At 66.1% G+C, this 23,411-nt stretch carries 18 protein-coding genes; 5 read left to right on the top strand and 13 right to left on the bottom strand.

The window, feature by feature from the left end; translation table 11 throughout:
* Positions 1 to 354: 354 nt before the first annotated feature.
* Positions 355 to 1,437, bottom strand: coding sequence for a CobW family GTP-binding protein (locus PWP93_RS12260; RefSeq protein WP_421044662.1), 1,083 nt, complete (start codon positions 1,435 to 1,437; stop codon positions 355 to 357).
* A 612-nt stretch (positions 1,438 to 2,049) separates the two neighbouring features.
* Here PWP93_RS12260 and PWP93_RS12255 point away from each other — a divergent pair.
* Positions 2,050 to 4,194: a YadA family autotransporter adhesin gene (locus tag PWP93_RS12255; protein WP_421044661.1), complete on the top strand. Its 2,145-nt coding sequence runs from the start codon at positions 2,050 to 2,052 to the stop codon at positions 4,192 to 4,194.
* A gap of 109 nt (positions 4,195 to 4,303) precedes the next feature.
* On the opposite strand, the gene PWP93_RS12250 is transcribed toward PWP93_RS12255, so the two are convergent.
* The 5 genes from PWP93_RS12250 to PWP93_RS12230 all read right to left on the bottom strand — a co-directional run bounded on the left by PWP93_RS12250 (position 4,304) and on the right by PWP93_RS12230 (position 9,157).
* Entirely contained in the window at positions 4,304 to 5,512 is a 1,209-nt protein-coding gene (locus PWP93_RS12250) for a class I SAM-dependent rRNA methyltransferase (RefSeq protein ID WP_421044660.1), read from the bottom strand.
* A gap of 70 nt (positions 5,513 to 5,582) precedes the next feature.
* On the bottom strand, positions 5,583 to 6,533 hold the full coding sequence (locus tag PWP93_RS12245) for a tyrosine recombinase XerC (RefSeq protein ID WP_421044659.1): 951 nt from the start codon (positions 6,531 to 6,533) through the stop codon (positions 5,583 to 5,585).
* A 30-nt stretch (positions 6,534 to 6,563) separates the two neighbouring features.
* Complete coding sequence (locus tag PWP93_RS12240) at positions 6,564 to 7,247, bottom strand: DUF484 family protein (protein WP_421044658.1); 684 nt, start codon at positions 7,245 to 7,247, stop codon at positions 6,564 to 6,566.
* Between the two features lie 95 nt (positions 7,248 to 7,342).
* The gene (gene dapF / locus PWP93_RS12235; protein WP_421044657.1) at positions 7,343 to 8,221 is read right to left on the bottom strand and encodes a diaminopimelate epimerase; all 879 of its coding nucleotides are present in this window, start codon (positions 8,219 to 8,221) and stop codon (positions 7,343 to 7,345) included.
* Positions 8,222 to 8,272: 51 nt separating this feature from the next.
* The gene (locus PWP93_RS12230) at positions 8,273 to 9,157 is read right to left on the bottom strand and encodes a lipid A biosynthesis lauroyl acyltransferase (protein ID WP_421044656.1); all 885 of its coding nucleotides are present in this window, start codon (positions 9,155 to 9,157) and stop codon (positions 8,273 to 8,275) included.
* A gap of 281 nt (positions 9,158 to 9,438) precedes the next feature.
* Between PWP93_RS12230 and metK the strand changes: the two genes are divergently transcribed.
* Positions 9,439 to 10,626, top strand: coding sequence for a methionine adenosyltransferase (gene metK, locus PWP93_RS12225; protein ID WP_035523442.1), 1,188 nt, complete (start codon positions 9,439 to 9,441; stop codon positions 10,624 to 10,626).
* Positions 10,627 to 10,738: 112 nt separating this feature from the next.
* On the opposite strand, the gene PWP93_RS12220 is transcribed toward metK, so the two are convergent.
* Positions 10,739 to 11,098, bottom strand: a complete 360-nt coding sequence (locus PWP93_RS12220) for a hypothetical protein (protein WP_421045079.1) — start codon at positions 11,096 to 11,098, stop codon at positions 10,739 to 10,741.
* 592 nt (positions 11,099 to 11,690) lie between these two features.
* Here PWP93_RS12220 and PWP93_RS12215 point away from each other — a divergent pair.
* On the top strand, positions 11,691 to 12,455 hold the full coding sequence (locus tag PWP93_RS12215) for a phytanoyl-CoA dioxygenase family protein (RefSeq protein ID WP_421044655.1): 765 nt from the start codon (positions 11,691 to 11,693) through the stop codon (positions 12,453 to 12,455).
* 22 nt (positions 12,456 to 12,477) lie between these two features.
* Here PWP93_RS12215 and PWP93_RS12210 read toward each other — a convergent pair whose 3' ends face one another.
* Positions 12,478 to 12,684 (bottom strand): DUF3185 family protein, encoded by a 207-nt coding sequence (locus PWP93_RS12210; protein WP_421022702.1) that lies wholly within the window; start codon positions 12,682 to 12,684, stop codon positions 12,478 to 12,480.
* Between the two features lie 184 nt (positions 12,685 to 12,868).
* Here PWP93_RS12210 and mgrA point away from each other — a divergent pair, with 184 nt between their 5' ends.
* Entirely contained in the window at positions 12,869 to 13,912 is a 1,044-nt protein-coding gene (mgrA, locus tag PWP93_RS12205) for an L-glyceraldehyde 3-phosphate reductase (protein WP_421044654.1), read from the top strand.
* Between the two features lie 166 nt (positions 13,913 to 14,078).
* Positions 14,079 to 15,104: a fatty acid desaturase gene (locus tag PWP93_RS12200; RefSeq protein WP_421044653.1), complete on the top strand. Its 1,026-nt coding sequence runs from the start codon at positions 14,079 to 14,081 to the stop codon at positions 15,102 to 15,104.
* A gap of 78 nt (positions 15,105 to 15,182) precedes the next feature.
* On the opposite strand, the gene PWP93_RS12195 is transcribed toward PWP93_RS12200, so the two are convergent.
* The 5 genes from PWP93_RS12195 to PWP93_RS12175 form a co-directional block, all read right to left on the bottom strand.
* On the bottom strand, positions 15,183 to 15,368 hold the full coding sequence (locus PWP93_RS12195) for a hypothetical protein (RefSeq protein ID WP_421022705.1): 186 nt from the start codon (positions 15,366 to 15,368) through the stop codon (positions 15,183 to 15,185).
* 281 nt (positions 15,369 to 15,649) lie between these two features.
* Positions 15,650 to 16,906: an MFS transporter gene (locus tag PWP93_RS12190; protein ID WP_421044652.1), complete on the bottom strand. Its 1,257-nt coding sequence runs from the start codon at positions 16,904 to 16,906 to the stop codon at positions 15,650 to 15,652.
* Between the two features lie 112 nt (positions 16,907 to 17,018).
* Positions 17,019 to 18,497 (bottom strand): efflux transporter outer membrane subunit, encoded by a 1,479-nt coding sequence (locus PWP93_RS12185; RefSeq protein WP_421044651.1) that lies wholly within the window; start codon positions 18,495 to 18,497, stop codon positions 17,019 to 17,021.
* Positions 18,494 to 19,684: an efflux RND transporter periplasmic adaptor subunit gene (locus tag PWP93_RS12180; protein WP_421044650.1), complete on the bottom strand. Its 1,191-nt coding sequence runs from the start codon at positions 19,682 to 19,684 to the stop codon at positions 18,494 to 18,496. Before PWP93_RS12180 ends, PWP93_RS12185 begins: the two co-directional genes overlap by 4 nt.
* 36 nt (positions 19,685 to 19,720) lie before the next feature.
* Complete coding sequence (locus tag PWP93_RS12175) at positions 19,721 to 22,903, bottom strand: efflux RND transporter permease subunit (protein ID WP_421044649.1); 3,183 nt, start codon at positions 22,901 to 22,903, stop codon at positions 19,721 to 19,723.
* Positions 22,904 to 23,411 lie beyond the last annotated feature (508 nt).

The raw sequence follows: 23,411 nt of genomic DNA, 5'->3' as shown, positions 1-23,411 counted from the left end.
TTCGTACCGGCTGCGCGCTGCGACGCGATGCGCGGCCGGGGAGGCCATCTCCTGCCGGAATCCGCTGAAAGGGAAATCCCGGGGCGCCTCTCTTTCCAGTGGGGCCGTATTGTAACCGAACCGCAAACTCGCGCCGCAAGCGGGAAAATCCCAAGTTGGCGGCTCTCGTCAACGTTCGATATCCAGAAAATATAACGCGCCCATCGTGAAAAAGCGATGGTCGGGTACGTTATTTGACATGCGCAGCGGAGAAAGGCGATTTTACCCAGCCGTGCTAGCCAGACGACAACGCCCGGCCATGGGCCGGGCGTTTGGGGGCATGCTGACGAACGAGCCGTGCTGCGGCGCAGCGCGTCAGGCGAGGCAGGCGTCGAGGCCGTCGGTGATGAGGTCCTGCGGCAACTCGATGCCGATAAACACCATCTTGCTGCTCTTCTTCTCGATCGGCAGCCACTTCGCGGCGAGGTCGCTGCCCATCAGCTGGTGCACGCCCTGGAACACCACCTTGCGGTCCACGCCCTTCATGTAGAGCACGCCCTTGTAGCGCAGCAGGCGCTCGCCGTAGATCTGCAAGATGCCGCCGAGGAAGTCCTCGAGGCGGTTCGGATCGAACGGACGGTCGCTGCGGTACACGAACGACTTGATCTTGTCGTCGTGATGCGCGTGATGATGGTGGTGGCCATGGTCGTGGCCTTCGTGATTGCACTTGCCGTGATCGTGGTCGCATCCGGCGTGCTCGTGCTCGTGATCATGATCGTGGTCATGATGCGCATGATTGTGATCGTCTTCAGCGAGGAAGTCGGGGTCGATCTCGAGCTTGGCATTCAGATTGAAGCCGCGCAGATCGAACACTTCCTTGATGTCCGCCTCGCCGAAATTCACCTCGCGGATTTGCGCGCGCGGATTCATGTGCATCAGGCGATGGCGCAGGTCGTCGAGTTCACGGGCGTCGACGAGATCGGCCTTCGTGACGAACAGGCGGTCGGCGAAACCGACCTGGCGCTGCACGACTTCGTGCTCGTCGAGCTGATGGTTGCCGTGCTTGGCGTCGACGAGCGTGATGATGGCGTCGAGCAAAAATTCGCCGGCGATCTCGTTATCCATGAAGAACGTCTGCGCGACCGGGCCCGGATTTGCGAGGCCCGTGGTCTCGATCACGACGCGGTCGAAATCGAGCTTGCCGTCGCGCTTTTGCTGGGCGAGATCGCCGAGTACGCGCGCGAGGTCGCCGCGGATCGTGCAGCAGATGCAGCCGTTGCTCATCTGGATGATCTGCTCCTGGCTGTCCTGCACCAGGATTTCATTGTCGATGTTCTCTTCGCCGAATTCGTTTTCGATCACGGCGATCTTCATGCCGTGCTGCTCGTTCAGGATGCGCTTGAGCAAGGTGGTTTTGCCGCTGCCGAGAAAGCCGGTCAGGATGGTGACTGGAATCATGCTATGTGCCTTGAATGCCTGGAATCGGGGTGGGATGCGGCGCGGGAGCCGAGCGTTACAAGATAACGACGTATTGGAACATATCTGGCCGGCTCGCGCTTGCACCAGCCTTGCGCTGCAGGAGGTAACCGTTCGGGGGCGGGCGGCTGCGCCGGGATTGTCGAAGCGGTTTATCTCATTAATTTCAGTCATCTCAATTTAATCGATGCTCTTATAGATTCACATCTTTGCAACAAATCCTTGAGTTTAGAAATCGTCCTAGTGTTTCAGCCTGGCAAACCGCGTTTAATTCAACTGCCGACAGCAATTACCAACGAGGAAACCCTCCGGTTTGATCCGGCGTGCGCGTCGCTGATAAGCAGCGCTCACGGAGATTGTTTTTAGCGCGCGCCGTGCCGGAGTCGGGAATAGACGCCGGTTGTTTGCGGCCCTGTTATCCATCCAGTAGCCAGCACGATGTCTTGTATTTCCATGAAACATGGGCCGGTGTTATTCGGCTCTATGTCTCATTAATGGGTTGGCGAATGCTGGATTGATCGTGTTTCCCCGTTTCTCCAATTAATGAGAATCTGGATTAACTGCTTGCTTTATTGAAACATTATTGAGGATTTTATGAACAAGGTTTATCGCAGCGTTTATAACAAGGTGCTGGGTACGTGGGTGGCGGCATCGGAATTGACCGCTGCGCGCGGCAAGCCGGCGCGCGCGAAGTCGGGCGCCATGCTCGTGGCGGGCGCACTCCTTGTCTCGACGGGCGCAATGTCCGAGCTGGCACAGGCCTCCGTGTCGATTTCGGACAACGGCATGCAGACGGTCCAGTCCGGCACGTCGTCCATGGGCGGTAGCGCGGGTGGCAAGGGGGCAGCGGCATCGGCCAACTCGCTCGCCATGGTCGGCGACGGCGACTGCAACCTGCTCACCGACATCGACGCCCAGAAGGTGTACGGCGACGGTCTGGCCAACAGCTATAAGAACGGCATCTACGGCTTCGGCGTGCAGAATTCGGCGGCCAACTACGACGACCTGTCGAACGCCGGCGCGGGCCAGGCCGGCATCAAGGGTTTCACCTCGATGACCGCCGGCTACGTGACGGAAAGCGGCAGCGGCGTGGCGCAGACTCAGGCTTACGGCATGAATTCGATCGCCATGGGCTGCGGCTCGCACGCCAATGGCCTGGGCACGGTGGCCCAGGGCTGGGGCGCGGTTGCGAACGGCGCGGGCGCGGTGGCGTTCGGCATCAACTCGGCGGCTACCGGCCAGGGTTCGTTTGCATCGGGCATCGCCGCCACGGCAGCCGGTGATGATTCGATCGCGCTGGGCACGCTCGCTACGGCAACGGGCAGCGGCTCGATCGCGCTGGGCGCGAATGCAGCCGCCGCCGGCGAGAACGCCATGGCTTCTGGCAACGGCGCGAACGCCGAGGGTGACAATTCGGTCGCGATGGGCGCACAGGCCACGGCCTCGGGCGCAGGCTCGATGGCGTTCGGCGAGAGCGCCGCGGCTAGCGGCGTGAATGCGGTTGCTTCGGGCAACGGCGCAGGCGCCGAGGGTGACGAGTCGGTCGCCATGGGCTCGAAGGCATTGGCTTCCGGCGCCGGTTCGATGGCGTTCGGTGCGAACGCTGCGGCTAGCGGCATGAACGCTCTCGCGTTCGGCATGAACGCGTCGGCCGGCACGGCCAACTCGGTCGCAATGGGCGCGAACGCGTCGACGACTGCGGATAACGCCGTGGCGCTGGGCGCAGGCTCGGTGGCCGATCGCGAGAACACGGTCTCGGTGGGCGCCGCAGGCGCTGAGCGCCAGATCACCAACGTCGCAGCCGGCACGGCCGACACCGACGCGGTGAACGTCTCGCAGATGAAGAAGTCCGGCCTGATCGCTGCGGACGGTTCGTCGAAGGTCGCGGTGACGTATGACCAGAATCCTGACGGCACGGCCGACTACAGCAACCTCACGCTCGGCAACAACGTGGCTGGCGGCACGACGATCCACAACGTTGCAGCGGGTGTCGCCGATATGGACGCGGTCAACGTCGGTCAGCTCAATGCGGTGGTCGGCAACATGAACTCGTCGGTCGACAACCTGAACGTCGCCGTGGCCAATGCCGCAGCCGCCGCGGAAAATGCGCGCAATCCGCTGTTCGCCGCCTATGGCGACAAGAACACGGAAGCGGCCAGCGCGAGCGGTGTGTACGCGACGGCGATGGGCGCGAAGGCCAGCGCCAGCGGCATGAATGCGGTGGCAGTCGGCGTGAACGCGTCGGCAACGGCGGACAACTCGGTCGCGCTGGGCGCGGGCTCGGTGGCTGATCGCGCCAACACGGTTTCGGTGGGCGCCGCGGGCAGCGAGCGTCAAGTGACGAACGTGGCCGCCGGTACCGCGGGCACCGACGCCGTGAACGTGAACCAGTTGAACGACGCGCAGAAGCAGGCCGAGAACTACGCCGACCAGCGTATCTCGCAGAGCATGTCGAACATGTCGCAGAGTCTCTCGGGGCTGCAGGATTCGGTGCACGACGTGCTGCGCCGCTCCTACGCCGGCACGGCGGCGGCGATGGCTGTCGCGGGTCTGCCGCAGCCGACGCAGCCGGGCAAGATGATGGTTGCCATGGCCGGCGGCCGTTACGGTGGCCAGACGGGCGGCGCGCTCGGTGTCTCGTACGTGACCGAGAACAACAAGTGGGTCGGCAAGCTGTCGGCGAATACCAGCACGACCGGCAACACCGGTGTGGTGGTCGGCGCGGGCTATCAGTGGTAATGCCTCGCTAGTGCGAGCCGGCCGCAAGGCCGGCGAACACAAAATGCAGCGAAACGCAGGGTCCACGGCCTTCCGGCCGGGGCCCTGTTGTATTTTCCGCGCGGGTTTTTTACAGCACCTGCAGCAGCAGCCCCTTCAGATACTCCCCTTCGGGGAAGGCCGCGAGCAGCGGATGATCGACGCCCGCGCCAAGGCGCTTGAGGATGCGCGCATCGACCTTGGTATCGGCGGCCGCGCCCGCAACGATCTTCTGGAACAGCTCCGCATCAATCGCGCCCGAGCACGAGTACGTGAACAGCAGGCCGCCCGGACGCAGCAGCTTGAAGCCGGTGAGATTGATGTCCTTGTAGGCGCGCGCGGCGCGGTCCACGTGCTCGCGCGAGGCCGCGAACTTGGGCGGATCGAGCACCACGAGATCGAAGCGCTCGCCTTCCTCGTGCAAGCGGCGCAGCGTCTTGAAGGCGTCGGCGTCGAGCCAGGTCGCACGGGCTGCGTCGAAGCCGTTCGCCGCCATGTTCTTCTGCGCGGTGGCGAGCGCCTCGCCCGACGAGTCGATCGACACCACGCGCTTCGCGCCGCCCTTCATCGCCGCGAGCGAGAAGCCGCCGGTGTAGCAGAAGCAGTTGAGCACGTCGCGGTCTTGCGCGAAGGTCTGCACGAGCGCGCGGTTGTCGCGCTGATCGACGTAGAAGCCGGTCTTGTGGCCGTTGCGCACGTCCACGTGATAGCGCACGCCGTTCTCGCTGGTCACGATGGTTTCGGGCGGCTCGTCGCCGGCCAGCAGGCCCGTGATCTGCTCGAGCCCTTCCTTTTCGCGGATCGAGACGTCCGAGCGCTCGTACACGTTCGGGCAGCCGGTGGCTGCCGTGAGCGCCGCGACGATTGCTTCCTTCCATGCCTCGACGCCTGCCGCCATGAACTGGCAGACGAGCTGTCCGCGTGCGTTTTCCCCTGCGGCGTCCTCTTTGTAGTAGTCGACGATCACGCCGGGCAGGCCGTCCGCCTCGCCGAAGATCAGGCGCACCGCGCCCGTGCCGCTCACCATCGCCTGACGATGCGCGAGCGCGCGCTGCACGCGGCGCTTGAAGAACGCGTGATCGATGGGCTCGTTTTCGTCGAAGCTCCAGACGCGCGCGCGGATCTGCGAATGCGGGCTGTAGGCGGCGCGCGCGAGAAAGCGGCCGTCATGCGCGCGCACGATCACGGTCGCGCCCGGTGCTGGCTTGCCCTCGACGCGCTCGATGGCGTTGGCGTAGACCCACGGATGGCGGCGCAGCAGGGATTTTTCTTTCGACGGCTTGAGAGTGACGATATTCATGATGGGTTCGATACAAGGGCGAGGCCCGGTGACGCAGCGATGACACGACCGGGCGAGGCAAGGCTCGCGCTCAGTCGCGCTTTTTGGCACGTGGATGCGCGGTGTCGTAAACCTTCGCGAGATGCTGGAAATCGAGCGACGTATAGACCTGGGTGGCCGCGATGTTCGCGTGGCCCAGCAGCTCCTGCACGGCGCGCAGATCGCCGCTCGACTGCAGCAGATGCGTCGCGAACGAGTGCCGCAGCACGTGCGGATGGACGTTCGCCGGAATGCCGGCGGCGAGCGCGGCGCGCTTCACGCGCTCGCGCACGACGCCCGGCGCCATGCGGTTGCCGCGCACGGAGAGAAAGAGCGGGGCGTCGTCGTGCTTGATCCAGGCGCCGCGCACGGCGAGCCAGGCGTCGAGCGCTTCCAGCGCCTTCTTGCCGACGGGCACGATGCGATGCCGCCCGCCTTTGCCGTGCACTTCCACTTCGGCGGCGTCGCGCTTGAGCCAGCCTGCCGATTCATAGCCGTCGCGCTTCACGTAGCGCGCGTCGAGCCCCACGAGTTCGGCGAGGCGCAGCCCCGACGAGTAGAACAGCTCGAGCATGGCATGATCGCGCAGCGCCTCGACGCTGCCGGCGGCGTTTTCGCCGGCTTGGGCCGCCGCGCTGGGCGCATCCATGAGCTTCATGGTGTCGTCGACGGAGAGCGCCTTGGGCAGCGTCTTCTCGCGCTTGGGCGCGCGCACTGCCGCCACCGGATTCGCGTCGAGCGCGATGCGGCCCGCGAGCCAGCGGTAGAACGCGCGCCAGACCGAGAGCCGATGCGCGATCGAGCGCGCCGAGAGGCCGCTCGCATGGGCGCGCACGGCGGCGCCGCGCACTTCGACGGACGTGACTTTTTCGAGCGGACTGCCGTTCGCGAGCTTCTTGAGTTCGTCGAGCTCGTGCGCATAGCCGCGCAACGTGTGCGCCGAAAGCCGGCGCACGTGCTCGAGTTCATCGAGATAGTCGGCGATCGGGTCGGTTGGGTTCACTGTTGCGGCCTGCGCGTGGGAGCGGTCGCTTTAATGCGGCAGCAGCCGCGTGAGCCCTGCGCTCGCGAGCGTGCCGATCTTGCGCAGCAAATCGGTGGCCATGCCGTCGTGAAAGCGGCGCGGATCGGGTGAGCCGAGCACCAGCAGGCCGAATGCCTCGCCGCTCGGATCGCGCTCTTCGGCGCTCACGCGCCGGCGCAGCGCGATGATCGCCACCGACTGCGGCGCGCCCGCGTCGCCATCGAGCCATTGCGCCGCTTCGAAGCCGGTGTTCGCGCCGCAATACGGCACTTCGAGGCTGTTGGCGAAGAGGCGGACTTCCTCGCCCGTGTGCTTCGCGAAGCTCGCTTGCGCATAGGCATCGGCCACGTCCCACAGGCGCAACGCCGCCTGCGGCACGTCGAACTCCTGGCGTAGCTGTTCGGCGATCAGGCGCGGCAGCGCGTGCGGGTCGCGCTCGGCGAGCACATGCGCGACCCAGTGCACCGTCTTCACGGAGAGCGTGTCGTTTTCGTGGCCGTAGCGCAGCAATTCGGAAAGGCGCAGTTCCAGATGCTTGTTCTTTTCGCGCAGCATCTCCATCTGGCGCTCCTGCAGGGACACGGCTGCCTTGCCGTGAGGATTGCCGAGCTTGATGGTTGCCAGCAGTTCGGCGTGCTCAACGAAGAAATCGGGATTGGCGAGCAGGTAGTCGGCGACTTCGCGATCGTTCATGTTGGTGGCGCGTTCGATGAAGAGGCGGCGCGCGGCGAGCGCGCCATGCGGGGTTGGGGCAGCGCCGATGTGGCTCGCGGGCCGCCCGGCAAACGTCAGTTCGACAACGCGTCGGCGAGTTCGATCTCGCCTTCGAAGACGGTCGTGGCTGGACCCGCCATCGTCAGCGCGGCGGATTCGTCGCGCGAGCCGTCCCAGGCGATCGTGAGCATGCCGCCGTGCGTATGCACCTTCACGGGCGAATCGAGCAGGCCGCGGCGGATGCCGGCCGCCACCGCTGCGCACGCGCCCGTGCCGCACGCGAGCGTTTCGCCCGCGCCGCGCTCGTAGACGCGCAGCCGCACCTCGTGGCGCGAGACGATCTGCATGAAGCCCGCGTTTACCTTGTTCGGAAAGCGCGGGTGGGCCTCGATCACGGGGCCGTCGGCGAGCACGGCGAACGCCTCTGCGTCGTCGACCACCTGCACCGCGTGCGGATTGCCCATCGACACCGCCGAGATCCAGCGCGTCTGGCCGTTCACTTCGAGCGGCCAGAGCGTGTCGTTGCCTTCGTGGCGGCCTTGGAGCCCGCTTGCGTCGAACGGCACGTCCGACGGCTCGAATACCGGGCTGCCCATGTCGACCACGACCTCGCCGTTGTCCTGCATGACGAGCGTGATCACGCCTTTTTGCACTTGCACGCGCACACGGTTGGCGTCGGTGAGCTTGCGGTCGCGCACGAATTTCACGAAGCAGCGCGCGCCGTTGCCGCAGTGCTCGACCTCGCCGCCGTCGCAATTGAAGATGCGATAGCGGAAGTCGACGCCTTCGACAGTGGGCTTTTCGACCAGCAGCAGCTGATCGGCGCCCACGCCGAAGTGGCGGTTCGCGAGCGCTCTCACGCGCTCGGGCGTTAGCGCAATGGGCTGGCTATAGCCGTCGAGCACGACGAAGTCGTTGCCGGCGCCGTGCATCTTGGTGAACTTGAGTTTCATCCCGTCATTGTAAGCGACGCGCGCCCGAATGCCGCGCGCTGGCCGCGGACGTCAGTACACGCCCGGCTCGCCGGGAGGGCGCGTCTTGAAGCGCTTGTGAACCCAGTAGTACTGCTCGGGAATGCGCGGAATCTGCTCTTCGAGGAAGGCGTTCATGCGGCGCGCGTCCTGCTCGTCGTCGCCGGTGGGGTAGTGGTCCCAAGGTTTGAAGACCTTGAGCCGATAACCCTTGTAATTGGGCAGCACCTCGCCGATGAACGGCACGACCTGGGCGCGGCCCACCTTGGCGAGACGTCCCACGGCGGTCAGCGTGCACGCGGGCACGCCGAAGAACGGCACGAAGGTCGAGTTGCGCATGCCATAGTCCATGTCCGCGCCGAGCATCACGGGCTTTTTGTCGCGCAGCCAGCGCAGCACGATGCGTGCGGCGTCCGCGCGGCTTGCCATCTCGGCGCCGAAGCGGCTGCGGCCCGCCTTCGCGGCGGCTTCGAACTCGGGGTTCGAAAACGGCTGGTAGAGCGAGCCGCACGGGCGGTGCAGCGAGTAATTGAGGAACATCGAGCCCGCCTCGATGCCGACGAAGTGCAGCCCGAGAAACAGCGTGGGCGGCAGATCGGGATCGGTGAGGTCGATTTCGCTGTCGAGCTCGATCAGCTTTTCCAGCTTTTGCGCGGTGCCGAACCACTGCACGCTGCGCTCGATGTAGCTGCGGATCGCGTGGCGAAAATGCAGGCCGGCGACTTCCTCGCGCTTTTCCTCGCTCCACTCGGGAAAGCACAGGCGCAGGTTGGTATGGACGACGCGCTTGCGGCTGCTCGGAATCTGGTAGAGCAGCCAGCCGAGGCCGTCGCCGAAACGGGCGACGAGTCCATAGGGCAGGATCGCGAGCAGCTTGAGCAAGCCAATAGCGAGGCGGGAGCCGAGCTTAGCGAGCATGCACGGTCCTCATGGCATGCGCGGATAAATGGAACGTTGCGTTGGTTGGCACGCGGTATGACTCTGCGGCAAATTAGGGAAGTCGCTATAATAAGGGCTTCGCCGAGTTAATAGACAACTTGCGGGGCGAAGCCGGTTGCCATGCAGCCATCAGCGTCGGATATTTCGGGCGCTGCTGCGTGGGCCAACCGGGCAGGTAATCCGCTAAAGCGTCGCCGCTTCAAAGCTCCCGAAGTTGGCTACGTGAATATAACCGTCACCAGCTACAAGGAGCCTGACACGTGGCAAACGACTATTTCTTCACTTCCGAATCCGTCTCCGAAGGCCATCCGGACAAGGTCGCCGACCAGATCTCGGACGCGATCCTCGACGCCATCCTCACGCAGGACAAATACTCGCGCGTAGCGGCTGAAACGCTGTGCAACACGGGTCTCGTCGTGCTTGCCGGTGAAATCACCACCACGGCCAACGTCGACTACATCCAGGTCGCGCGCGACACGATCAAGCGCATCGGCTACGACAACACCGATTACGGCATCGACTACCGCGGCTGCGCGGTGCTCGTCGCCTACGACAAGCAGTCGCCGGACATCGCCCAGGGCGTGGACCGCGCGCACGACAACAACCTCGATCAGGGCGCGGGCGACCAGGGCCTGATGTTCGGCTATGCGTGCGACGAAACGCCCGAACTGATGCCGCTGCCGATCCACCTCTCGCACCGTCTGGTCGAGCGTCAGTCGAACCTGCGCCGCGACGGCCGCCTGCCCTGGCTGCGTCCGGACGCGAAGTCGCAGGTCACCGTGCGCTACGTGGACGGCAAGCCGCATGCGATCGATACCGTCGTGCTCTCCACGCAGCACTCGCCGGAAACCGACCTCGCCACGCTGCGCGAAGCCGTGATCGAAGAGATCATCAAGCCGGTCCTGCCGCGCGAGCTCATCAAGGGCGACATCAAGTTCCTCGTGAACCCGACCGGCCGCTTCGTGATCGGCGGTCCGCAGGGCGATTGCGGTCTCACGGGCCGCAAGATCATCGTCGATACCTACGGCGGCGCAGCGCCGCACGGCGGCGGTGCGTTCTCGGGCAAGGATCCGTCGAAGGTCGACCGTTCGGCCGCATATGCGGGCCGCTACGTGGCCAAGAACATCGTGGCCGCCGGGCTTGCCTCGCGCTGCCTGATCCAAGTCTCGTACGCGATTGGCGTGGCCGAGCCCACCTCGGTCATGGTCAACACGTTCGGCACGGGCAAGGTCTCGGACGCCACCATCACGAAGCTCGTGCGCGAGCACTTCGATCTGCGTCCGAAGGGCATCATCCAGATGCTCGACCTGCTGCGTCCGGTCTACGAAAAGACCGCGGCATATGGTCATTTCGGTCGCGAAGAGCCGGAATTCTCGTGGGAAGCCACGGACAAGGCGCTCGCATTGGCCGAGGCCGCCGGCACGGAACCGGTGGGCGCGCTCGCGTAAGCACGCCGCACGCAGGCCGGCGCTCGCCGGCTTTGTCGGGCGCGTATGAAGAAAGAAAAACCCCGCCTGGGCGTGCGCCCTGGCGGGGTTTTTTATCTGGCGCGGGTTGTTGTCAGCGCATGGCGAAGCCGAACCAGCCCGTGCTGCTGGCGCCCATGCGGCGCGGGCGGCGGGCGTTGCGCGCCGTATGCACGGTGGCGGGTGCCGCGAGCGCGCGCAGCGTCGAGTTGGGACGGTACAGCAGCGTGCGCAGCGAGAAGTGGCGTGCGCCCGCGCGCAGGCGCAGCACCGAGAAGAACGAATGGAACCAGGTGCGCATGCCGTCCACGGCGCGGGCGTCGCGCACCTGCTGCGCAAGCGCGCGCGTGCGCGCGGCGTGATGGCGCAGGGCGCGCATGACGTGACGACGAGCGGGGCGTGCCGCTTTCAGGGCGGCATGGGTCATGCGGCGGGTGCTGAAAAGGGTATGCATGGCGTGTGTGGTGTCGGGTTCAGAGTGCGCCTTGTGCGAGGTTTTGCGCGGCACATCGATTCCAGCAGCAAACGTGCCCATCTTCACGACGGTCACGGTGATGCAAGTCACGGGATGGATCGTACGGGGTGCGTGAAGCAGACGGTGGCGCATCGGAGCGGACCGCGGGCTCAGGCATCGCGCATGGCTGGCGCATGTTCGGGTATCGCGCGGCCCCGATGGACAGGGCTTCGGTGGCGGCCCGCGCGCGCAATCGATATTCTGGGTGATGAAACTGCATGCGCGCAGACTACACGCGAATCATGACGCCCGAAAGTCGGTTAATACCCGTGCTTGATCATGTGCGTGGCAGGTCGCCGGAGTTGCGCCGCAGTTGCGTTGTAGTTGCGTTGTAGTTGCGCCATCGTGGCCCTTGTCGCCATCGCGGTGCATTTGCATCAGGTTTGTGCACGGACACCCCTTCCGCGTGCGCGCGCACGTTTTACAATCGAGCGATTGGCGCGCGCGAAGTCAGAACAAGTTGAACCGGCGCCGCCATTGCCGCAGCCTTTCATGGATGCGGTCCTCGCAGGCCTCGAACAACGGAAGTCCTATGTCAGTCCAATCCAAAAAGGAACAGGTGCAGGCGCTGCGCGAGCGCGGTTTCGTGGTCGTGCCGGGGCTCGTCTCGCCTGAGCGGTGCGACGAACTCAAGCGCGTGGCGCAGGAGCAGTTGCAGGCGGCCGCCGCGCCGCTCGAATTCGAAGCCGATCTGCGTTATCCCGGCGCGCCGGAGTCGAAAGACTCGCCTGGCGGCCATACGGTGCGCCGCCTGCTCGATGCGTACGCGCGCCATGCGCGCTTTCGCGAGTGGGCGACCTCGCCCGAGATCGCAGGCTGGATGGAGTTGTATTTCGGCGAAGAGCCAGTGCTCTCGCGCGCCCATCACAACTGCATGATGACCAAGCACCCCATGTATGGCAGCCTCACGGGCTGGCATCGCGATTCGCGCTACTGGTCGTTCGAGCGCGACGATCTGGTGTCGGTGTGGCTCGCGCTGGGGAACGAGACGGTCGAAAACGGCGGGCTGTGGCTGGTGCCGGGCTCGCACACGGAGCCGTTCACCTCAGAGCGTTTCGACGCCGCCAAATTCTTCCGCGCCGACCTGCCCGAGAATCAGGCATGGATCGAGCGCGCGACGTCGCCCGCGCTCAAGGCGGGCGACGTCGTGTTCTTCCATTGCAACACGCTGCACTCGGCGGGCCAGAACCTGAGCGGCGACGTGAAGTTCTCGCTGGTGTTCACCTACCACGGCGCGAGCAACGTACCGCTGCCGGGCACGCGCTCGGCCTCGTTGCCCGAGGTGAAGCTGGTGTGAGCGCGCGGGGCGCGCCGCGCGCCTAGCGCCGGCGCCCGGAAACCGCGAGACCGGTAATGCCGGCAATGGTCGCGGCCACGCCGGCCGCGATCAGGATCATCGTGCGGTCGGTGGGCGCGCCGGTGACGAGGCGCGAGACGTCGTTCGATAACGAGTGAAACGACTGGCCGCCAAAGTAGAGCAGCACGACGCCGCAGGCGATCAGCGCGCACGAAATCGCTTTGACCATGAAAACCTCCCGGGGTATGACGAACGCCGCAGTGTAGGCGAGCGTCGCTGCGGCGTCCATTCGCGAGTCCCACATGGTGGGCATCTGCAGCCTGCGTGGGGATTGGCTACCATGACAACCCCGCGCACTGGCCGGACGCATTGCCGGACCCTGTTACCCCCTCATTTCGTCGAGGATTCGAACCATGGCCTACGAAGCCGCTGCTGAACGCTATTCGGAGATGCAATACCGCTTTTGCGGCAAGTCGGGACTCAAACTGCCGGCGCTGTCGCTCGGGCTCTGGCACAACTTCGGCGATACCACGCCGATTGCGACGCAGCGTGAAATCCTGCGCACGGCCTTCGATCTCGGCATCACGCACTTCGATCTCGCGAACAATTACGGCCCGCCCTACGGTAGTGCCGAAACCAATTTCGGCCGCATTTTCCGGGACGATTTCCGCCCCTATCGCGACGAGCTGCTGATCTCGTCGAAGGCCGGCTGGGACATGTGGCCGGGCCCCTACGGCCAGGGCGGCGGCTCGCGCAAGTACGTGCTCGCGAGCCTCGACCAGAGCCTCAAGCGCTTGGGTCTCGATTACGTCGACATCTTCTACTCGCACCGCTTCGACGTGGAGACGCCGCTGGAGGAAACCGCCGGCGCGCTCGCTACCGCGGTTCAGCAGGGCAAGGCGCTCTATGTGGGCATCTCGTCGTATTCAGCTGCGAAGACGCGCGAGATGGCGAAGCTGCTGGCCGAATACAAGGTGCCGCTGCTGATCCATCAACCGTCGTACAACATGCTCAACCGCTGGATCGAGCACGAGCTGCTAGACACGCTCGACAGTCTCGGCACGGGCAGCATTGCGTTCACGCCGCTTGCGCAGGGGCTGCTGACGAACAAGTACCTGAACGGCGTGCCTGAAGATGCACGCGTGAACCGGCCGGGCGGCGGCTCGCTCAAGAGCGAGCACCTGAGCGCGCAGAACATCGAGCACGTGCGCAAGCTCAACGAACTCGCGCAGCGGCGCGGCCAGAGCCTCGCGCAGATGGCGATCGCGTGGACGCTGCGCGGCGGCCGCGTGACCTCGGCGCTGATCGGCGCGAGCCGCGCGGAGCAGGTGCGCGAGAACGTCGCTGCGCTGAAGAACCTCGAATTCTCGCAGGAGGAACTCGCGGAGATCGACCGCAACGCGACCGAAGGCGGCGTGAATCTGTGGGAGAAGCCGTCGACGGATCAGCACATCTGAAGACCGCAGTCCCGCTCGTTGGGCGGCAGCGTCTTGAAGAACCGCTTCGCTTCATGCGAGGCGGTTTTTTTTCGTCGACAGGTTTCGTGTCTTCCCGTTCGGCACGTCTTCGGCCTGTCATGCGGCGCTGCTAACGTCGCGGCAGTTTTGCCCCCAAGGAGTGCCGATGGAGTCCACGAGCGCCGTTCGCCCCGTATCTGCCGATGCCGAAGCGCCGTCCGCAGCGCGCCTCACTGCGCAGGCTTCGCGGCGCACGCCGCATCTGGGAGCGAATGCCGCGCTCATTGCCGTGGCCGGGTTGGCGCTCGCGTATCAGCTATTCGGCTTGCCGCTGCTTCTGTGTGCGGCGGGGGGAGCGTCGCTCGCGCTCTGGGTCTCGCTCTTGCCGGTCGTGCTTGTCGTGCTCGCCACGCCGATCCACTGGGGTTTGATCCACGAGGGGATCCACGGGCAGCTGCTTGCCTCGCGGCGCGCCAACGAAGCCGTTGCACGCCTGCTCTCGATTAGCCTGGCGATTCCGTTCGACGCGGTACGTTTCGGACACCTGATGCATCACCGCTTCACGCGCGAGGCGTTCGATCGCCCCGACGTCGACGATGCGCGCGGCCCGCGCTGGCTGCGCTGCATGGCGTGGTATGCGAGGCTGCTGGGCGGGCTTTACGCGGCCGAGTTGTGTGCACCATTGCTGGCGTTCGTGCCGGCGCGCATGGCGCAGGCACTGGTTGCACGCGGCGTGGGCGCACACGGGGCGCAGGGGCCGATCGTGCAGCGGCTCTTCGGCAACCACGTTGCCGACCCCGTGAGGCGCCGCCGTGCGCGCCGCGACGGGCTTGGTGCGCTCGCGCTTTATGGGTTCGCCTTCGCGCTCTACGGAAAGGCCTGGCCGGTGCTGCTGGTGACGATGTATCTTCGCGGGCTATGGCTGTCGCTCGCCGACAACCTGCCGCATTACGGCGTGGCGCTGGACGAACCCGGCCGCGCGCGCGATTTTCGGGTGCCGCGCGGGGTGGGCGTGCTGCTCATGAATCATCATCTGCATCGCCAGCATCATCTACATCCGACGCTGCCATGGGTGGCGTTGCCCGCGCTCGCGCGCGCCGAAGACGCCGCCTCAGTGCAGCGCGCATACCGTATTGGCATGCGGCGCTGCGGCAATTCAAGGGGTTGCAGCCGGGCAGGGGGAGCGTGCTGACGGCGGCCGCAGAAGCGCGCGACCGGCAGTGAACGCAAACGGATAGCGAACAGCGAGTGGCCGCGAAGCGTCGTGGCGCTACATCAGCGCGGGCAGTGTTTCCACCAGCGCAACGGCGCATAGCGCACCGATCAGCGCGCCGATCACCCGCAGCGTGTTGTGCTTGAATTCGGTTGCGCAGGGCACCGCGCCGAGGAAGAGCGCACCGGCCAGGGCCATCGGGATGATCATGATGAAGTCGCCGATCGTGAAATAGCCTTCCATGCTCGTCTCCTGTCCCATGCAAGTGGGTCATGTCGGCCATCGCAGTAATCGGGCGCTGTGCGCCACTGCGGCTGCGGGCCTCAATCGAGTATAGGAGAGGCTAGCGAACAAGGCGGAACCCATGCCCAGCCGCGGCGCAGGCTTTGCGGCCCGCAGTCCCGTCTGGCGGCGCTTTGCGCCGACGCACGCGGTACAGCGCGCAATTCGTGGGGAGTCCGCCAACATTACGTTCAGCTTTCGTCGATGGCATGGTAACTCAAACGCATGGCGCGCCTGCCGTTTCAGGCCGCTCCGGCGCGCTCCCGTTCACGCAGCTGCCACGCCCCGGCCAGCCCCGCGACGAGCAGCGCCATGACAAGCCCTGCCACGCCGCCCCAGCCCAGACTGGCCCAGAAGTGCCCGCCGATCGACCCCATGATGCTCGAGCCGAGGTAATACGCGAGCAGGTAGAGCGCCGCGGCCTGGCCCTTCGCTTCGCGCGCGAGGCGGCCGACCCAGCCGCTGGCCACCGCATGCCCCGCGAAGAAGCCGATGGTGAGGCAGCCGATGCCCGCCACGATCATGCCGAGCGGCGCGAACATCGTGAGCACGACGCCCGCGAGCATCAGCACGATCGCGGCGATCAGCACGGGCGAGCGGCCGAGCCTGTCGGCCATGCGGCCCGACCACGGCGAGGCGACCACGCCGGTCAGATAGACGATGAAGATCGCGCCGATAGCGGCCTGGCTCAGGTTGTAGGGCGGCGCGATCAGCCGGTAGCCGATGTAGTTGTAGAGCGTGACGAAGCTGCCCATCAGCACGAAGCCGAGCGCGAACAGCACGGGCAAGCCGGGCCGCGCGAAATGGCGCATGAGCGCCGCACGGTGATGGGCGAAGCCGAGTCCGCTTCTCGGCGCGAAATGGCGCGAGGGCGGCAGCAGCGCCCGAAACGCGGACATCGAGGCGAGCCCGAGCACGCCGATCACGGCCACGGCCACGCGCCAGCCGAACAGGTCGGTGCAGATGCCGGTGATCACGCGCCCCGCCATCCCGCCGATGGCCGTGCCGCCCACGTAGAGGCCCATCGAGAGGCCGAGGCCGTCGGGGTGCATCTCTTCGGCGAGCCACGCCATGGCGACCGCGGGCACGCCGCCGAGCGCGACGCCTTCGAGCGTGCGCAGCACGAGCAGCGTGTGCCAGTGGGGCACGAACGCCACCGCGAGCGTGAGCAGCGAGGAGATGCTGAGCGAGGCGGTCATCATGCCGCGCCGGCTCCAGCCTTCGGAGACGAAGCCCGCCACGAAGATCGCGCAGGCGAGCGCCGCCGTGGTGAACGAGAGCGCGAGGCTGCTCTGCGCGGGGCTCACGCCGAACGCCTGCGAGAACGCGGGCAGCAGCGGCTGCACGCAATAGAGCAGCGAAAAGGTGGCGTAGCCCGCGAACAGCAGCGCGAGGCTCGCGCGCCAGAAGGCGGGCGTGCCGCGCTCGATAAAGGGAAGGGTGGATGGCGCGGCGTTGGGTGCGGCGGTGTTGCGCCCAACGCCCGGTGATGCAGTCACGACTCGAACTCCTGGGGGGAAATGGAAAAGGCAGGCAAAGGCAGGCAAAGGCGCAACGATACGCCTTCCGCACGATCCATGCCTTGCCCTATTGCAGGCTAGCCGCGCCGCTTTATGGCGGCGTGCCGCCGTTCGCGGGCTCGTGCGGGTGCACGAGCGCGTCGTCGGTGGGCAGCGCCGCCGTGCTCCAGCCGCCGCCCAGCGCCTTCACGAGCGCGACGCTCGCCGCGAGACGCCGGCGCGCGATGCTCACGGCCTGGCGCTCGTTGTTGAGCGCCGTGGTTTGCGCGGCCACCACGTCGAGATAGGTGATCGCGCCGCTCTTGTAGCGGTTCTCGACGATCGCAAGCGTGCGCTTCGCGGCGTCCACCGCGCGGTCCTGCGCGACGGCCTCCTGTTCGAGCACGCGCAAGGTGGCGAGGTTGTCCTCGACCTGGCCGAATGCGTCGAGCACGGTCTCGCGATACTGCGCGACGTTCTCGTCGTATTGCGCGCGCGCCGCGTCGCGCACGGCGGCGCGTCCGCCGAAGTCGAGCAGCGTGCCGGCGAGCGCCGGGCCGAGCGACCAGAAGCGCGCGGGCGCGACGAGCCACTGGCTGAAGTTGGTCGCCTCCAGTCCGCCCGTGACTGCGAGCACAAGGCTCGGGAAGAACGCTGCCGTGGCCACGCCCACCTGGGCGTTTGCGGCGGCCACGCGGCGCTCGGCGGCGGCGATGTCGGGGCGGCGCTCCAGCAGCGTCGACGGCACGCCCGGCGGCGCGACCAGCGCCTGCGCAGTGAGCGGCGCGCCGGGCAGCACGGGCAGCGCGAAGGTGGAGGGCGACTGCCCCGTGAGGATTGCAATGGCGTGTTCGAGTTGCGCGCGCTGCACGCCCAGATCGATCGCCTGCGCCTCGGTGGTCTGCAATTGCGTCTGCGCCTGGCCCACGTCGGCGTCGGTGGCGATGCCGCCTTCGTAGCGGTGTTGCGTGAGCGCGAGTGACTCGCGGTAAGCGGCGAGCGTGTCTTCCAGCAACTGGCGTTCGCGGTCGAGGCCGCGCAGCTCGAAGTAATCGGTCGCGAGTTCGGCCTGCATCGAGAGCAGCACCGCCTGCATATCGGCGGCGCTCGCCTGGGCGTTGGCCTGCGCGCTTTCCACGCCGCGCGCGACGCGGCCCCAGACGTCGGGCTCCCAGGTGGCGTCGAGACCCACGAGGTAGTCGTTGATCGTGCGGCCCGCCGTCGACTTGAACTCGATGTTCTGCGAGGTCCGCGTGCGCGTGAAGCCCACGCCCGCGGTCACGGTCGGGAAAAAGGCCGAGCGTTGCTGGGCGACGTTCGCACGTGCGGCGCGAAAGTGCGCCTGGGCGGCCTGCACGTTCTGATTCGCCCGCTCGACCTGCGCTTCGAGCGCATCGAGTTGCGCGTCGCCGTAGATCGACCACCAGGTGCCGCGCGGCGCGGTATCGGCGGGCTGCGCGCTGGTCCAGCCGGAGCCTTCGAGTTCCTTGTAGGTGGCGGCGACGCCGATCTGCGGGCGCATGTAGTCGGGGCCGACCTTGCAACCCGCGAGCGCGGCGCCAAGCGCAAGGCAGAGCAATATTTGCCTCACGACGCCGCCTTCCCGACGATGCGCACCGGCGTCCCATCGACGATCGAGTCCTGCGGATTCACGATCACGCGCTCGCTACCGGTGAGCCCCGCGGCCACCGCCACGCGCGTGCCGAAGTCGGTGCCGAGCGTGACATCGACGAGCTTCACGTGCCCGTTCTCGCCCACCGTCGCGACCTTCACGCCATCGGGCCGGAACAGGAACGCGTTGCCCGGCAGCGTGAGCGGCGTGGCGCTGCCGTCGAGCGCGAAATGCACTTGCGCGTAGGCGCCGGGCAGCAGGTCGCCGTTGGGATTGTCGACGTCCACTTCCACGAGCAGCGTGCGCTGCTGCGGGTCGACCGCGCCCGCCGTGCGCGCGACCACGCCCGGGTAGCGCTTGCCTTGCGTCTCGTTGAGCGTGAGATACGCGTGCTGGTTCGGTCGGATCTGCTGCGCGTAGGCTTGCGGCACGTTCGCATAGACGCGCAGGCGGTCGGCCTGCGCGACATGGAACAGCTCCTTTTGCTGGCCGCCCGAGCTGCCCGCGTCGATCAGCGCGCCCACGTCGGTATTGCGCGCCGTGACGATGCCGTCGAACGGCGCGCTCACCTTCTCGTACGACTGCAACTGCGAGAGCCGCGAGACGTTGTAGCGCGCCGCGTCGAGCGTCGCCTTTTTCGCGAGCATGTCGGCTTGCTTCTCGTCCGCGTCCTGCTTCGCCACCGAACGGGTCTGGAGCATCTGCGTCCAGCGATCGGCGGTCGTTTTCGCGAGCGCGTAGTTCGCCTCGGCGTTCGCGAGATCGGCGCGCGCGGCGCGCAACTGGTCGTCAACTTCGGGCGCGTCGATTTCGGCGAGCAGTTGGCCCGCCTTCACGTGCGCGCCGATATCCGCATACCACTTGCGCAGATAGCCATTGGTGCGCGCATAGATGGGCGTGTCGAGAAACGCCTGCACGTTGCCGGGCAGCACGAGGTCGAGCGCATGCGCGGAGCGTTGCGGCGTGACCACCTGCACGCTCAGTGTGCTCGCGCGTTGTGCTTCGCGCTCGAGCGCCGCGTGCGCGTTCAAACGCGACCAGATGCCTTGCGCGGCAAGCGCGATCACCGCGAGCGCCGCGAGCACGAGCGGCCAGCGCCGTGCCCGGCGTGGACCGTGCGGATCGCGTGGATCCGGCGGCGGCGTGTCAGCGTGGCCGGGCTGCATGGCGGCTCCGGGTAGTTGGAGAAAAGAGCATCGTCGTCATGATTTGGGCACTGCGTTTTCGATGGCGCGCTGGCGGTGCTCGCCGAGCTTGCGGTACACGAGCGAGAACACCACGGGCACGAAGATGAGCGTCGCGAGCGTGCCCACCGTGAGCCCGCCGATCACGGCGCGCCCGAGCGGCGCGTTCTGCTCGCCGCCTTCGCCGAGTCCAATGGCCATCGGCACCATGCCGATCACCATCGCGAGCGCCGTCATCAGCACCGGGCGAAAGCGCGTGAAGCCCGCCTCGATGGCGGCGCGCGCGGCGTCGCCGTGCTCGCGCAACTGCTCGCGCGCGAAGCTGATCACGAGAATCGAGTTCGCCGTGGCGATGCCGATGCACATGATGGCGCCCGTGAGCGCGGGAATGGAAACCGTGGTGTGCGTGAGGAACAGTATCCAGACGATGCCCGCGAGCGCGCCGGGCAGCGCCGAGATGATGATGAGCGGATCGAGCCACGACTGGAAGTTCACGACGATCAGCAGGTAGACGAGCGCGATGGCGAACACGAGGCCGCCCAGCAATCCGGAGAACGAATTGTTCATGGTGTCGACCTGGCCGCGCAGGCTGAGCGTCGAGCCCTTGGGCAGGTCGCCGTGCGATCCGGCGATGATTTTCTGGACGTCGTCGGAGACCGCGCCCAGATCGCGGCGGTCCGCGCTCGCGTAGATGTCGATGGTGGTCTGCGCGTTGTAGTGCGTGACGACCGCGTCCCCGGACACGCGCCGCATGCTCGCGAGCGAGCCGAGAATGTTGCTGCGCCCGTTCGCGGTGAGCGGAATGTTCGCGAGTGACTGCAGCGAATCGATCGTGTATTGCGGCGCTTCGGTGATGACGTTGTAGCTCACGCCGTTCATCGGGTTGAGCCAGAACGTGGGCGTGGTCTGCTGGCTGCCCGAGAGCGTGATGAGCAGGTCGCTCGCCACGTCCTTCTGCGTGAAGCCCGCTTGCTGCGCGCGCGTGCGGTCCACGTCGATGAAGAGGCGCGGCAGGTCGGCGGGCTGCTGGATGCGCGCGTCGGCGAGACCCGGCACGCTGCGCAGTTTCGCGAGCAGGCGCGCCGCGTATGCGCGGTTGGCATCCACGTCGCGGCCCGTGATCTGCACGTCGATCGGCGCGGGCATGCCGAAGTTCAGCGTCTGGCTCACGATGTCGGCGGGCAGGAAGGCGAACTGGACGCCCGGGAATTCGTCGTTGAGCGTGCGCCGCAGCAGCCGCACGTAATCCGCCGTGGGGTGGTGGTTTTCGGCGAGCGAGATCAGCACGTCGGCGTCCGAGGTGCCGATCGTGCCGGTGTTGCTGTACGAGAGATTGATGCCCGAGACCGGCAGGCCGATGTTGTCGATGATCGAATGCAGCTCGCGCGCGGGAATCAGCTGGCGGATGCGCTTGTCGATGCGATCGGTGATGACGGCGGTTTCCTCCACGCGCGTGCCGGTCTTGGCGCGCAGATGCAGCGCGATCGTGCCCGCATCCACTTGCGGAAAGAAGTCGCGGCCGAGAAACGGCAGCAACAGCAGCGAGGCGCCGCAGCAGGCGAGAAACGCCGCCACGAACCACACGGGATGCGCGACGCGCGCGGCGAGAAACGCGCGATAGCGCACGCGCATGCGCTCGAAGCCGCGCTCGAACGCAAGGTGGAGGCGCATGAACGGATTGCGCGTGCCCGCATGCATGTGATGGAGGTCGGCGGGCTTGTGGTGATAGCGCAGCAGATACTTCGCGAGCGTGGGCACGAGCGTGCGCGAGAAGAAGTACGACGCGAGCATCGCGAACACCACGGCCTCGGCGAGCGGAATGAACAGATAATGCGCGACGCCCGTGAGCAGGAACATCGGCACGAACACGATGCAAATCGAGAGCGTGGAGACGAGCGTGGGCACCGCTATCTGGTGCGCGCCGTCGAGAATCGCTTGCTCGAGCGTCTTGCCCTGTTCGAGCTGCTGGCTGATGTTCTCGATGGCGACAGTTGCGTCGTCAACGAGTATGCCGACGGCGAGCGCGAGACCGCCGAGCGTCATGATATTGATGGTCTCGCCGAGCGCCGCGAGCACGATGATCGAGGTGATCATCGACAGCGGAATGGAGATCGCGATGATGAGCGTCGCGCGCCAGTTGCCGAGAAACAGCAGGATCATGAGCGCGGTGAGCGCGGCGGCGATGAGCGCCTCGCGCAGCACGCCCTGCACGGCGGCGCGCACGAACAGCGACTGGTCCGCGACCGGGTCGATGTTGAACGAGGGCGGCACGAGATTGTGCAGCACCGGCATCATCGCCTTGATGCGGTCGACGATTTCGAGCGTGGACGTGTTGCCGCTCTTGTTGATGGTGAGCAGCGCCGCGCGCTGGCCGTTCACGCGCACGATGTTGGTCTGCGGCACGAAGCCGTCGCGCACGTGCGCGACGTCGCGAATATAGATCGTGCCCGCCGCCGTGGTTTTCACGGGGATGTCGTTCAGGCCCGCTATGGTGTTGGGGCTCGCGTTCATCAGCACCGAATATTCGGACGCGCCGATCTTCGCCGTGCCCGAGGGCAGGATGAGATTCTGCGCGCTGATGGCGTTCACCACGTCCATCGGCGAGAGGTTGTGCTGCTGCAATGCGCGCTGGTCGATATCGACCATGATCTGCCGCTGCTTGCCGCCATAGGGCAGCGGCGCCGAGGCGCCCGGCACCGTGGCGAGCTGCGTTTTGAGGAAGTTGTTGCCGTAGTCGAACAACTCCTGCTCGGTGAGCAGCGGCGAGGACAGCGACAGGCGCAGGATCGGCACCGTCGAGGCGTTGTAGCGCAGGATGAACGGCGGGTTGATGCCCGGCGGCAGCGAGCGCAATTGCGCCTGCGAGAGCGCGGTGACTTCGGCCAGCGCCTCCTGCACGTTGGCATGCGGCTGGAAGAAGATCTTCACGACCGTCACGCCGTTGAGCGAGGTGGACTCGGTGTGCTCGATGTCGTTGACGGCCACCGAGAGTCCGCGTTCGTAGTTGATGGCGATGCGTCTGGACATCTCGTCGGCGGGCAGGCCCGTGTAGGTCCAGATGACCGAGAGCACGGGAATGTCGATGTTCGGGAAGATGTCCGTGGGCGTGCGCAGGATCGTCAGCGGGCCGACGATCAGGAGCAGGAGCGCCAGCACGATGAACGTGTAGGGGCGCTTGAGTGCGAGCCTGACGATCCACATGAAACGGCAGCTTCCTTCGCGGGTGGCGGTGTTATGGCCGATATCAGCACGCAGCTATCGCGCGGTGCCCGCGCAGTTGTCATGCTGTTACCGGATCGGGCGGCGAGCGTTCGCGCGGGGCGCGTGGCTGCTCATGTGGCTGTTTGGGGCGGCGGCTGGTGCATCGATCACGCGCCGTTTGTCTGCGTTTTTATCCGTTCGTGCCAAGCTTGCGCCTTTTGGCAGGACTATAACGCCTGCCAGTAATAGTCAGAGTACTTTTGCAGCCGGCGCTCCACAAGCGCGCCGGGTGGCGATTACCATCTGTTACAGTCAGGAATTCGTAAGTCGAATGGGGGCGCGAGCCGCCCCTCTATTTTTGCTTTGCGCAAGTAGCCGAAATGAGGCAAAAATGCGTAAACCGGTTGGGTCCGTGTCAGGTCCGTGTCACGTCTCAAGGGCGAAAGAAGTGTGAAAGAAGCGCGAATCAAGCGCGAATCAAGCGCGAATCAAGCGCGAACGCGGCTCG

Origin of the sequence: Paraburkholderia sp. A1RI-2L (genome assembly GCF_048957375.1) — a bacterium.
Classification (GTDB): Bacteria; Pseudomonadota; Gammaproteobacteria; order Burkholderiales; family Burkholderiaceae; genus Paraburkholderia.
The sequence above is the reverse complement of the archived record's forward strand: the minus strand, read 5'-3'. Positions and strand labels throughout refer to the sequence as shown.